Raw genomic sequence first — 10,836 nt, 5'->3', positions numbered from 1 at the left:
CGGAGTCGGGGATCGCCGCTGTCGGGGTTTGCCGGCCTCAGGGCTTGCGGCCGACCCCGCCGGGACCGGTGCCCAGCTTCTCGCCCGCCGGTCGTTCCCGGGAGTCCGGGCGCCACTCGGTGAGGTCGACCAGGCCGGGTTCGACCAGGACGAGCCCGGAGAAGAACGACTCGATCCGGGACCAGGGCCGCATGTGGAAGCCCCCGATCCGGGCCGAGTACAGCTCGGCCGCCCGCAGCGTCGACTCTGGCACGCCGTCGGAGCAGGCGTGCGAGATCGCGACGTAGCTGCCGGGCACGACCTGCTCGACGTAGCGGGCGACGATCCCGGCCGGGTCGTCCTCGTCGTCCACGAAGTGCAGCACCGCGAACAGCAGCACCGCCACCGGCTCGCGCAGATCAAGCATCTGCCCGACCTCGGGATGACCCAGCACCTCGTCCGGATAGCGCAGGTCGGCCCGGATCGCGGTCGCGCGCTCGTTGCCCTCCAGCAGGGTGCGGCTGTGCGCGACCGCGACCAGGTCGTTGTCGACGTAGACCACGCGGGATCCGGGGTTGGCCTGCTGGGCGATCTCGTGCACGTTGCCCACGGTCGGGATGCCCGAGCCGAGGTCGAGGAACTGGGTGATCCCCGCCCGGGCCAGGAACTGCACCGCCCGTCGCAGGAACGACCGGTTGGCCCGCAGCACCGCGGGCAGCGTCGGCATCAGCCTGCTCGCCGCCTCGGCAACCTCGCGGTCGACCTCGAAGTTGTGCGAGCCGCCGAGGTGCACGTCGTAGACCCGGGCGGAACTCGGCTTGGTGAGGTCCACTCCGGAAGCCCACCACGGACTGTCGCTCATCGTCCACCACCCTGTTGCCGCCCTGGTCGGGTCGCTGTCCATGGTTGGCCGGAACCGGCGGAAAAGCGAGCCCCGGTTCCAGGTGGCCCGGTTTCAGGCGATCTCGGCGAGCAGCGCCGCCAGGTCCCGCGGACGGGAGAACATCGGCCAGTGCCCGGTCGGCAGGTGGTGCAGGTCCAGCCCGGCCATCAGCGCGAACACCGGGTGCCCGCTCTCGCTGAGCTGGCGCACCACCTCGGGCGGGAAGGTGCAGGTGATCACCGACTGCGGTACCGGAGCGGGGGACTCGGGCCGGCGCAACGGCTGGGTGGCGGTGCCGAACGGCTGCGGCGTGGCCCGCGCGCGGATCCGCTCCAGCTGCTCGCCGGTCATGCCCTCCACCGGGTCCACCGCCGGGTCGAAGGCGGGCGGGGGCAGCTTCCACCCGTCGCCTTCGGCGCGGACCCGCTCCCGGACGCTTTCCCGCTCCTCGGGCTCGTGGAAGTCGATCTGCGCCATCCCCGCGGGCAGCGGTCCGCTGTCGACGTGGACGACGCGGCGCAGCCGCTCGGGAACCCGGTCGGCGGCGCAGGCCACCGGCAGGCTGCCGCCGCTGTGCCCGACCAGCACGACGTCGCGCAGGTCGTCGGTTTCCAGGACCGCGATGATGTCGGCGACGTGGGTCTCCACGTCGACCTCGGGAGTGGCCTCGTCCGCGCGCTCGGCCAGGCCGGTCAGCGTCACCGGACGCACGTCGTGACCGGCCGCCCGCAGCTCGCCGGTGACGTGCTCCCACGCCCAGGCGCCGAGCCAGAAACCGGGTACCAGAACGAACGTGCTCATGTTGTCGACTCCTCGTGTCGGTCAGAGTGCGCTGACCATAGAGCCGGCGACCGACAGGCTCACTCCTGGCGCCACACCGCTCGGTAGCGGGCGGCGGCGTCGGCGTCGGCCTGGCGGCGGACCGCGGCCGCGTGGCCCGGCGGGAAGCCGTGCCGCACCAGCCTGCCTTCGGCGCTCTGCTCGGCCAGCGACAGCGAGATGCGCACGACGACCAGCACGCCCAGCAGTGTTGCTCCCAGCGCCAGCGGCCACGACTCGCCGAACACGCCGAGACCGACCAGCAGCGCCGCGGCAACCGGCGAGACCTGCACGAGGCTGCGCAGGAACGAGCGCAGCACCCACGTCCGGCAGGTCGCGTCGTGCAGCACCCACTCGCGATGACGGTCGGGCAGCGTGCCCCCGTACGCGTAGTAGACCCACAAGACGGGGTTCGGCCGCTTCACACCGGCGAGTCTAGGCGGGCACCCGTCACTCGCCGCGCCACACCGGCGTGCGGCGCTCCAGGAACGCCGACATGCCCTCCTGCGCGTCGCCGGTGACGGCGTTGGCCGCCATGGTCTCGCCCATCCGCTCGTACGCCTCGTCCTGGCCTGCGTCGATCTGGCGGTAGAACGCCTCCTTGCCGATGCGGACGGTCAGCGGGCTGGCCGAGGCGACCTTCCCGGCCAGCTCCCACACCTCGTCCTCCAGCCGGTCGCCGGGCACCGCGCGGTTGACCAGGCCCCAGTCCGCTGCGGTGCCCGCGGGGATGAACTCGCCGGTCATCAGCAGTTCCATGGCCCGCTTGCGGCCGATGTTGCGGCTGATCGCGACCATCGGGGTCGAGCAGAACAGGCCGATCTTGACCCCGGGCGTGCCGAACACCGCGCGTTCCCCGGCGATCGCGAGGTCGCAGGTGGCGACCAGCTGGCAGCCCGCGGCGACGGCGGGCCCGTGCACCGCCGCGATCACGGGCTGCGGGATCCGCTGGATGGTCTCCATCAGCCTGGTGCAGATCGCGAAGACCTCCCGCTGGTCCTCCAGCCCGTGGCCGACGAGCTCGCGGAGGTTGTGCCCGGAGGAGAACACCGGGCCGTTGCCCGCGAGCACGATCACCCGCACGTCATCACGCCGCGACTGCCGTTCGAGCTCCTCGGTCAGCGCCAGCATCATGTTCCGGGACAGGGCGTTGCGCTCGTCCGGGCGGTTCAGCGCGATGCGCACGCCGGGCGGCCGGTCCTCGCAGGTCAGGTAGTCGGTCCGGATCGGCGCAGCGGTCATCGTGAACGCACCTCATTCCTCTCGTGCTCCCCGCAGTATGCAAGCGCGAATCCCGTTCCGGGAACAGGGATTCCGGGCTTGCGGGCGGTCCGCCACCGGGAGCATAATTCATCTAGTGTTGAATTGATTCCGAGGAGGACCCGATGCACGACGACAGCCCGGTCGCGCTCAGCGACATCGACTTCGACCAGGTCTACGCGGGAGGCGAGGCGTTCGCCGGGATGCGGTTCGAGCGGGTGCCGTGGGACTTCGGCGGCCCGCAGCCTGCGGTGGTCGAGCTGGAAGCCGCCGGTGAGATCAGCGGTGCCGTGCTCGACGCCGGTTGCGGGCTGGGGGAGAACGCGCTGTTCCTGGCCGCGCGCGGCTACCACGTGACCGGCGTCGACGCCGCTTCGGGAGCGGTCGAGCAGGCGCGGGCGCGGGCCGCCGAGCGCGGGCTCGACGCCGAGTTCGCGGTGGCCGACGCGACCCGCCTCGACGGGTTCGAGTCCCGCTTCGACACGGTCGTGGACAGCGCGCTCTACCACTGCCTCGACTCCGTCCAGCGCACCGCCTACAGCGCGGCCCTGCACCGGGCGACCGCGCCGGGAGCCCGGCTGCACCTGGTGTGCTTCTCCGACGCCATCCCGGGCACGCTGCCGGTCACCAAGGACGATCTGCGCGCGCACCTGGGCGGGCACTGGAACATCGACCGCATCGACGAAACCCGCTACAGCACCGCGTTCACCCGAGAGTTGCTGCGCCGCCAGCGCGCGGAGTCCGACCTCGACCGGCTCGGGGTGACCTTCGACCCCGACGCGCTCGACGTCGACGAGCGGGACCGGGTGCTGATCCCGGCATGGCGGCTGCGGGCCGTCCGGGCCTGAGGGCCTGGCAGGATCGCGCCATGTCGATCGATCCACGGCGCACCGCCGTCCTCGCCCTGCACTGGCAGGTCAACGTGATCCGCCCGGAGGGCTTCTTCGGCGCGATGCTGGCCGAACCGGTGCGGCGCAGCGGTGTGGTCGCCCGCGCCGCGGCCTTCCACTCCGCGGCGCGGGAGCTCGGGATTCCGCTGGTGTTCACCAGGTTCACGATCCCCGAGGGCGAGGGCTCCCTGGTCCGCAACACCGGCTTCATGCGTGCGGTGGCCGAGGCGCAGGAAGCCTTCCGGCCGGACGCTCCCGGTTCGGCGGTGGTCCCCGAGGCCGGGTTCGCCCCGGAGGCCGACGAGGTCGCCGACAACCAGCGGCTGTCCGGGCTGGCCGGCACCGACCTCGCCGACCGGCTGGCCGCCAGGGGTGTCGACACGGTGCTGCTGACCGGGGTGGCCACCAACCTCACGGTCGAGCAGACCGCCCGCCACGCCACCGACCTGGGCCTGACCGTCCACGTCGTCAGCGACTGCGCGACGGCCGCCGACGAGGCCGCGCACCACGCGTCGCTGGCCAACCTGGAGCTGACCACCGCGGGCTGCCGCACCGCGTCCGAGCTGCTCTGAACCGTCACATCGAGGTCGGCGGCAGCGGGCCGGACCGCGGCGTCCGGGCCGGGCCGAACGGGTCGCCGGGCACGCCGGAGGTCACCGCCACGGTCAGGATCTCCCGGAACTGCGCGGTGATGTCGAGCCGGTTGCGCTCGAACACCGGATCGGTGATCTCGGTCTTGTTGGCCGGATCGAACTGCAGGACCGGGGTGTGCACGTGCCCGCCGGGCATGCGGACGCCGAGCGCGTCGCGCAGTGCGGTGGTGCGGTAGGCGATCTCGTTCGACAGGTAGTTCCCGCCGCCACCGGACCGGGCGGCCGACCCGGGCGTCGGGCCGTCCGGCCTGGTGACCGGTTCGGACCCGCCCGCCGGGATCTCGGTGACCTCGGTGTTGTCGAAGACCGGGAACCGCCCGGTGCCGGCGCCGGCCATGTCGGCGTAGGGCTGGGTGGTCGGGACGAACTCCGGCGCCGGATCAGTGCCGGGCAGGTCGTCGGGCACGGTGATCACGCCGCCGTCGCGGACCTCGTTGTCGTTGTCGGTGCCCTGGTGCCAGCGCCCGTTCCAGCGCTCGACGTCGAACCGGTCCGGCCTGCCCTGGCTGACGGTGGCGAACAGGTCCGCCTGCCGCGGCCCGGGGCGCAGGTGCGGCAGGAAGGTCCGCTCCACCACGCCCTGCTCGAACGGCCGCCACAGCACCGGGAACATCGCCGCCTCCACCCGCGCGGGACCGTCCGGCGTGGACAGCACCGTCCCGTCCAGCGCGAGCGCGATGGCTCCGGAGGGGTTGCTGCGGCGGATGTCGTCGTCGAGCCGGAACGGGTCGAAGCCGCTGACCAGCACCCGCTTGACCCCGGCGGGCAGGCGGATCCCGGACTGGCCCCGCGAGTGCCGCTCCAACGACGCGGTGAGGTCGGCGCGTTCGGCCTCGCTGAGCGGGAAGTCCGGCTGCCACCGGGCGAGCGCCCTGGTCATGTGCAGCCGCGCCCAGTACAGCGGCCGGTCGTCGTCGGCGGGCAGGTCGCCGGACGGCAGCCGTCCCTGGGCGCGGGCGACGGCGGTCTCCCACAGGCGCTTGCCCTCGGTCTCGACGACCCGCTGTGCCGATTCGAGGTCGCCTGCCTCGCACAGCTCGCCGCCGAAACCCGCGGCCACCCGGTCGAATCCGCTGCGCTCCAGGACCTGCCGGGGGACCGGCTGGTCGAGCCGCCGCTGCTCGACGGTCGTCGGGGCGGACTCGTCGAAGCAGGTTCCGCCCGGCGCGGCCTGCGCGGCGGCGGGCAACGCGGTGAGCAGCAGGGCACAGGCTGCGACCACTCCGATGCGCACTCTTCCTCCCAAGATCGGCACAACCGTGCAGACCCTAGTTCGCCGCGGAGCGGGCGAGGAGCGTTCGCGCTGGCGACTTCCCGACAGGCCGCCGTGACCGCCGTGACGATCCCTGGGTGCCGCTGCCACCGCCGTCACGAACCCTGGGCACCGCTGCAAGTGCTATAGCTCTAGTGACTTCAGTGTTGATCGAAATCAATCCTGGGCAATCCTGGCAAGGCCGGGCAATCCTGGGCAGGGCCGGGGCAAGCTTGGTCTCGGGCAAGCAAGCCGGTCCCGGACGAATCAGTCCCGGGCGAACACGGCGCGGAACCGGGCGCAGACCGCCTCGACCGCGAACGGGTCGGGCAGCACGCCCTCGCGGAACATCGCCATCTGGAGCGCGGGCCCGTAAGCGTCGAACCGGTCCATCTCGGTGCGGGTGGCGGGCTGCACGACGAAGTGGACGTGCCCGGGAACCCCGCCGGAGTGCGACCACAGGCAGGTGTAGACCTGCTCCGGTTCGGCGATCTCGTTGACCGCGGCGGCGGCCTGCCGCAGCAGCGGGCCCATCTCCGCGGACTCCTCGGGGGTCAGCAGCCCGAGGTTGAGCACGTGCCGCAGCGGTTTGACGACCAGCGTGCCGACGCCGAGCGGACCCACGCAGTGCTCGACCACCCACTGCCCGGTCTCGTGCAGGCGTCCGCCGGGCAGTGGTGCGGCGCCGGTGCTCAGGTCGCAGGCGAGGCAGGCCGGAGTGGACACGGGGCGACCTCCGGGCGGAGTCCGGGACGTGGGCACCCGGCAGCCAACCACTGCTCGGGCGTGGCCGCACGGTACCGCCGGGCCGGGTTCGGCGGCGTCACGTTTGGCGGTCCCGCCGCGCCGGGTACCTGCGAACGTGCGAACCGACGATCGGAGCGAGCACGACATGGACCACGCCGCAAGAACTCGCGAACCGGCCCGCCGCCGCGCCGCCCGCGGGCGGATGAGCGCCGCCGAGAAGCGGCGCCGCGCCGCGGACCAGCTCGCCCACCACGCCGACAACGCCGCGGAACTCTCGGAATGGCTGGAGATGCTGGGCCTGTCCGATCAGCGCCGGTAGCGGCCGACGAGTTGCCCGTGCGCCAGTTCCCGGCCCCGCAACGAGTCCCGCAGGTCGTCCGAAGTGGACTCGGCATCCAGGTGCAGCGGCTCGGACGCGGCGTAGAGCCGGAACAGGTACCGGTGGGCGTCGTCGCCCGCGGGCGGCCGCGGCCCGTCCCAGCGGTGGTGGCCGAAGTCGTTGCGCGCCTGCGTCGCGCCCTCGGGGAACTCGCCGCCGCCGATGCGGGTCGCGTTCGGCGGGATCCCGGTCACCAGCCAGTGCAGGAACGTCCCGCCGGGCGCGTCCGGGTCCTCGCACACCAGCGCGATCTCCGCGGTGCCCGCGGGCACGTCCTCCCACTCCAGCACCGGGGGCGTGTTCCCGCCGTCCTTGCTGGTCGCCTCCGGCAGCATGCCGTTGTCGCTGAACGTGCTGCTGCGCAACCGGATCTCCGACATCACGACCTCCTTCCGGCCACATCCGGGTTCCCGGTGGAGGACGCGGTTAATCGCTTCAGGGCGCGGGATCGAGATTGACAACGCTGCCCGGTGGGTAGGCCGTGACCGCATTGCGCCAGTGAACCGCCTACTCCAGTGGAGTCCACGATGTTCAGACACGAGCTGGCCCAGCAGCTGCGGGTCGACTCGATCCGGGCCAGCAGCGCCGCCGGTTCGGGGCATCCGACGTCGTCGATGTCGGCCGCCGACCTGATGGCGGTCCTGCTCGACGGCCACCTGCGGCTGGACTTCGACCGGCCGGAGGATCCCCGCAACGACCACCTGGTGTTCTCCAAGGGCCACGCCTCACCGCTGCTGTACGCGTGTTTCAAGGCCGCGGGCGCGATCGACGACGCCGAGCTGATGACCTTCCGCCGGTTCGGTAGCAGGCTGGAAGGGCATCCGACCCCGCTGCTCCCGTGGGTCGACGTGGCCACCGGGTCGCTCGGCCAGGGCCTTCCGGTGGGCGTGGGGCTCGCGCTGACCGGCAAGCGGCTGGACCGGCTGCCCTACCGGGTGTGGGTGCTGTGCGGGGACAGCGAGATGACCGAGGGGTCGATCTGGGAAGCGTTCGAGCACGCCGCGCACGAGGGCCTGGACAACCTGATCGTCATCGTCGACGTGAACCGGCTCGGCCAGACCGGCGAGACCATGCACGGCTGGGACCTGTCCTCCTACGCCAGGCGGGCGCGGGCCTGCGGGTGGCGCTCGATCGAGATCGACGGCCACGACCTGGAGCAGATCGACGCCGCGCTGCGCGATGCCGCCAACCCCACCGGCATGCCGACGGTCGTGCTGGCGCGGACGAAGAAGGGCAAGGGCGTCAAGGAGGTCGAGGACCTGCCGGACAAGCACGGGAAACCGCTGGCCGATCCGGACGGGGCGATCGAGGAGCTCGGCGGGGTGCGGAACCTGTCGGTCCGGGTCGCCGGACCGGAGTGGGAGGGGCGCAGGCACGAGTTCCCCGCGCCGGGCGGTGCGCTGCCGCGCTACCGGATCGGCGAGGAGGTCGCGACCCGGAAGGCGTACGGCGAGGTGCTCAGCGCGCTCGGCTCGCGGCAGCCGGACGTCGTCGCGCTCGACGGCGAGGTGTCGAACTCGACGTTCTCCGCGCTGTTCCGGGAATCCCATCCCGAGCGGTACTTCGAGATGTACATCGCCGAGCAGCAGATGGTCGCCGCGGCCGTCGGCATGCAGGCCCGGCACTGGCGGCCGTTCGCCTCGACCTTCGCGGCGTTCATGACCCGCGCCTACGACTTCATCCGGATGGCGGCGGTCAGCCGCGCGAACCTGTGCCTGATGGGCTCGCACGCCGGGGTCGCCATCGGCGAGGACGGCCCGTCCCAGATGGGCCTGGAGGACCTGGCCGCGCTGCGCGCGGTGCACGGCAGCATCGTGCTCTACCCCAGTGACGCGAACCAGGTCGCGCGGCTGCTGCCGCAGCTGGCCGAGGCGGACGGGATCTGCTACCTGCGAACCAGCCGGGGCGCGAACCCGGTGATCCACTCGCCGGACGAGTCGTTCGAGATCGGCGGGTCCAAGGTGGTCCGCGACGGCTCCGACGTCACGCTCGTCGGCGCCGGGATCACGCTGCACGAGGCGCTGCGCGCGGCGGACCTGCTCGCCGAGGAGGGCTGGCAGGCCAGGGTGATCGACCTGTACTCGGTCAAGCCCGTGGACACCGTGACGCTGGCCGACGCCGCCGCGAACACCGGCGGCATCGTCACCGCCGAGGACCACTGGCCCGAGGGCGGACTGGGCGACGCGGTGCTCGACGCGCTCGCCGCCACCGGCAGCCTGGTCCCGGTGCGCAAGCTCGCGGTCAGCGTCCTGCCGGGCTCGGGCAAACCCGCCGAACTCCTCCAGCAGGCGGGCATCGACGCGCACGCGATCGCCAAGGCGGCCCGCCAGCTCCTGCACGGCTCGTGACCCGGAAGGAGGCCGCACCATGACGGACCTGCCGCACGACGTTCCGGCCCAGCAGCAACCACCGCCGGGGACGACCCGGCCGATGGACCCGCTGCCCCGCGACGAGATGCGCGAGTACACCGGCCGGGGCCTGCTCGCGGGCAAGCGCGCCCTGATCACCGGCGGCGACTCGGGCATCGGGCGCGCGGTGGCGGTGGCCTTCGGCAAGGAGGGCGCGGACGTGGCGATCTCGTTCCTGGCCGACGAGGAGCGCCACGACGCCGAGCACACCGCGGCGCTGGTGCGCCAGGAGGGCCGGGCCTGCGTGCTCTACCAGGGCGACCTGGCCGACGAGCGGTTCTGCGCGGAGCTGGTCGGCGCCGCCGTGCGGGATCTGGGCGGGCTGGACGTGCTGGTCAACCACGCGGGAACGCAGTTCCCGCACGACGACCTCGGGGAGATCAGCACCGAGGAGCTCGACCGGACCTTCCGCACCAACGTCTACCCGCTGTTCTGGGTGACCAGGGCGGCGCTGCGGCACCTCCCGGAGGGCGGTGCGGTGATCAACACCGGCTCGGTCAACGGCCTGCGCGGGCACGCCGGGCTGATCGACTACTCGGCGAGCAAGGCCGCCGCGCACGTGTTCACCATGTCGCTGGCGCAGAACCTGGCCAAGCGCGGCATCCGGGTCAACTGCGTGGCGCCCGGTCCGGTGTGGACGCCGCTGATCCCGGCGACCTTCGAGCCGGAGCGGGTCGAGGGCTTCGGCGGCGGGACACCGATGGGCCGGATGGCGCACCCGGACGAGATAGCGCCCTCGTACGTGTTCTTCGCCGCCGAGCGGCTGTCCAGCTACTACACCGGCGAGGTGCTCGCGCCGACCGGCGGGGAGACCTTCCCCGGCTGATCCGGATCGCGCCCCGGCCCGGCCGGTGTCAGCTTGGACCGATGACCGCGCCGCGCGACCGGCGGCGCCGCGCCGACCGCGACCTGATCGCGGCGGCGGCCGAGGTCGCCCGCAAGCAGGCCTCCCGCGGGCAGGCGGAGCACGCCGCGGGGCGCGGCCCGATCGTGCCTTACGAGCGCTACGCGTTCGTGGGGCTGCTCGACGAGCTGTCGCTGTCGGCGGGCCGCGGCGAGCTGCCTGAGGGGGTGCGCCGCCTGGCCGTGGAACTGGCGGAGAAGATCATCGCGACCGGGCCGGGACGCTAGGCCGCCAGCGCCGCCCGCACTTCGTCGGGCATCGGCGTCTTGCCCCCGGTCCGGGGGTCGATGAACACGTGCCGCACCTCGCCGTCGGCGATGAGCCGGTCCCCGGAGCGGAACTCCGGCGTGACGATCATGCTCGTGTTGCCGAGGTGGGTGACCGGCATCGAGATGTCGAGCAGGTCGTCGAACCGGGCGCCCTCCCGGAAGCGCAGCCTGGTCTCGGCCACGACGATGTCCAGGTTCAGCTCCGACATCCGGTCCCAGGTGCCGACCCGCTCCCGGAACAGCTCGACGACCGCCACGTCGTAGTAGAAGAGGTAGTGGCCGTTGAAGACCACGCCCTGCTGGTCGCACTCGCTGTAGCGGACCCGGAGCCGGTGGGTGAACGGCGAACTCATGGCACGACCGTACAACTCCGCGCCACGTCTGCGAACCTGT

At 72.6% G+C, this 10,836-nt stretch carries 14 protein-coding genes; 6 read left to right on the top strand and 8 right to left on the bottom strand.

The genetic code is table 11. The features are described from left to right. Window positions 1-37 precede the first annotated feature (37 nt). The 4 genes from ABD691_RS16575 to ABD691_RS16560 all read right to left on the bottom strand — a co-directional run bounded on the left by ABD691_RS16575 (window position 38) and on the right by ABD691_RS16560 (window position 2,923). Entirely contained in the window at window positions 38-841 is an 804-nt protein-coding gene (locus ABD691_RS16575) for an SAM-dependent methyltransferase (protein ID WP_344680628.1), read from the bottom strand. Between the two features lie 93 nt (window positions 842-934). Continuing rightward, window positions 935-1,663, bottom strand: coding sequence for an alpha/beta fold hydrolase (locus tag ABD691_RS16570; RefSeq protein ID WP_344680627.1), 729 nt, complete (start codon window positions 1,661-1,663; stop codon window positions 935-937). A gap of 59 nt (window positions 1,664-1,722) precedes the next feature. Further along, complete coding sequence (locus ABD691_RS16565) at window positions 1,723-2,106, bottom strand: DUF5313 family protein (protein WP_344680626.1); 384 nt, start codon at window positions 2,104-2,106, stop codon at window positions 1,723-1,725. A 25-nt stretch (window positions 2,107-2,131) separates the two neighbouring features. After that, window positions 2,132-2,923 carry an enoyl-CoA hydratase gene (locus ABD691_RS16560; protein WP_344680624.1) on the bottom strand — a complete coding sequence of 264 codons (792 nt, stop codon included), beginning with the start codon at window positions 2,921-2,923 and terminating at the stop codon, window positions 2,132-2,134. A 143-nt stretch (window positions 2,924-3,066) separates the two neighbouring features. Here ABD691_RS16560 and ABD691_RS16555 point away from each other — a divergent pair, with 143 nt between their 5' ends. Continuing rightward, entirely contained in the window at window positions 3,067-3,789 is a 723-nt protein-coding gene (locus tag ABD691_RS16555) for a class I SAM-dependent methyltransferase (protein ID WP_344680622.1), read from the top strand. Window positions 3,790-3,809: 20 nt separating this feature from the next. Continuing rightward, window positions 3,810-4,403, top strand: coding sequence for a cysteine hydrolase family protein (locus tag ABD691_RS16550; RefSeq protein WP_344680620.1), 594 nt, complete (start codon window positions 3,810-3,812; stop codon window positions 4,401-4,403). 4 nt (window positions 4,404-4,407) lie between these two features. Here ABD691_RS16550 and ABD691_RS16545 read toward each other — a convergent pair whose 3' ends face one another. Then, entirely contained in the window at window positions 4,408-5,718 is a 1,311-nt protein-coding gene (locus tag ABD691_RS16545; RefSeq protein ID WP_344680619.1) for a pyroglutamyl peptidase, read from the bottom strand. 285 nt (window positions 5,719-6,003) lie between these two features. Next, window positions 6,004-6,462: an HIT family protein gene (locus tag ABD691_RS16540; RefSeq protein ID WP_344680617.1), complete on the bottom strand. Its 459-nt coding sequence runs from the start codon at window positions 6,460-6,462 to the stop codon at window positions 6,004-6,006. A 136-nt stretch (window positions 6,463-6,598) separates the two neighbouring features. Between ABD691_RS16540 and ABD691_RS16535 the strand changes: the two genes are divergently transcribed. Then, the gene (locus ABD691_RS16535; protein ID WP_344680616.1) at window positions 6,599-6,802 is read left to right on the top strand and encodes a hypothetical protein; all 204 of its coding nucleotides are present in this window, start codon (window positions 6,599-6,601) and stop codon (window positions 6,800-6,802) included. Here the strand turns inward: ABD691_RS16535 and ABD691_RS16530 are convergent. Then, window positions 6,790-7,242, bottom strand: a complete 453-nt coding sequence (locus ABD691_RS16530; protein WP_344680614.1) for a YbhB/YbcL family Raf kinase inhibitor-like protein — start codon at window positions 7,240-7,242, stop codon at window positions 6,790-6,792. The genes ABD691_RS16535 and ABD691_RS16530 overlap by 13 nt on opposite strands. 147 nt (window positions 7,243-7,389) lie before the next feature. On the opposite strand from ABD691_RS16530, the gene ABD691_RS16525 reads away from it, so the two are divergent. From ABD691_RS16525 to ABD691_RS16515, 3 genes are read left to right on the top strand one after another with little or no spacing between them, the layout of a single operon-like run. After that, window positions 7,390-9,210, top strand: coding sequence for a transketolase (locus ABD691_RS16525; protein ID WP_344680613.1), 1,821 nt, complete (start codon window positions 7,390-7,392; stop codon window positions 9,208-9,210). 19 nt (window positions 9,211-9,229) lie between these two features. Continuing rightward, a complete protein-coding gene (locus tag ABD691_RS16520; RefSeq protein ID WP_344680612.1) occupies window positions 9,230-10,096 on the top strand; it encodes an SDR family oxidoreductase in 867 nt (288 codons plus the stop codon). Window positions 10,097-10,137: 41 nt separating this feature from the next. Next, window positions 10,138-10,401 carry a hypothetical protein gene (locus tag ABD691_RS16515; RefSeq protein ID WP_344680611.1) on the top strand — a complete coding sequence of 88 codons (264 nt, stop codon included), beginning with the start codon at window positions 10,138-10,140 and terminating at the stop codon, window positions 10,399-10,401. Here ABD691_RS16515 and ABD691_RS16510 read toward each other — a convergent pair. Further along, window positions 10,398-10,796 carry an acyl-CoA thioesterase gene (locus ABD691_RS16510; RefSeq protein WP_344680610.1) on the bottom strand — a complete coding sequence of 133 codons (399 nt, stop codon included), beginning with the start codon at window positions 10,794-10,796 and terminating at the stop codon, window positions 10,398-10,400. The genes ABD691_RS16515 and ABD691_RS16510 overlap by 4 nt on opposite strands. Window positions 10,797-10,836 lie beyond the last annotated feature (40 nt).

It is taken from the genome of Saccharopolyspora taberi (genome assembly GCF_039534165.1).
Taxonomy (GTDB): Bacteria; Actinomycetota; Actinomycetes; order Mycobacteriales; family Pseudonocardiaceae; genus Saccharopolyspora_D; species Saccharopolyspora_D taberi.
Note: the sequence above shows the minus strand (reverse complement) of the source record. Positions and strands in the feature narration are given on the sequence as shown.

What these genes read in the sequence shown, in the direction of transcription:
- ABD691_RS16575 (WP_344680628.1), bottom strand. Translation starts at nt 841, where the DNA reads ATGAGCGACAGTCCGTGGTGGGCTTCCGGAGTGGACCTCACCAAGCCG.
- ABD691_RS16570 (WP_344680627.1), bottom strand. Translation starts at nt 1,663, where the DNA reads ATGAGCACGTTCGTTCTGGTACCCGGTTTCTGGCTCGGCGCCTGGGCG.
- ABD691_RS16560 (WP_344680624.1), bottom strand. Translation starts at nt 2,923, where the DNA reads ATGACCGCTGCGCCGATCCGGACCGACTACCTGACCTGCGAGGACCGG.
- ABD691_RS16555 (WP_344680622.1), top strand. Translation starts at nt 3,067, where the DNA reads ATGCACGACGACAGCCCGGTCGCGCTCAGCGACATCGACTTCGACCAG.
- ABD691_RS16550 (WP_344680620.1), top strand. Translation starts at nt 3,810, where the DNA reads ATGTCGATCGATCCACGGCGCACCGCCGTCCTCGCCCTGCACTGGCAG.
- ABD691_RS16530 (WP_344680614.1), bottom strand. Translation starts at nt 7,242, where the DNA reads ATGTCGGAGATCCGGTTGCGCAGCAGCACGTTCAGCGACAACGGCATG.
- ABD691_RS16525 (WP_344680613.1), top strand. Translation starts at nt 7,390, where the DNA reads ATGTTCAGACACGAGCTGGCCCAGCAGCTGCGGGTCGACTCGATCCGG.
- ABD691_RS16520 (WP_344680612.1), top strand. Translation starts at nt 9,230, where the DNA reads ATGACGGACCTGCCGCACGACGTTCCGGCCCAGCAGCAACCACCGCCG.
- ABD691_RS16515 (WP_344680611.1), top strand. Translation starts at nt 10,138, where the DNA reads ATGACCGCGCCGCGCGACCGGCGGCGCCGCGCCGACCGCGACCTGATC.
- ABD691_RS16510 (WP_344680610.1), bottom strand. Translation starts at nt 10,796, where the DNA reads ATGAGTTCGCCGTTCACCCACCGGCTCCGGGTCCGCTACAGCGAGTGC.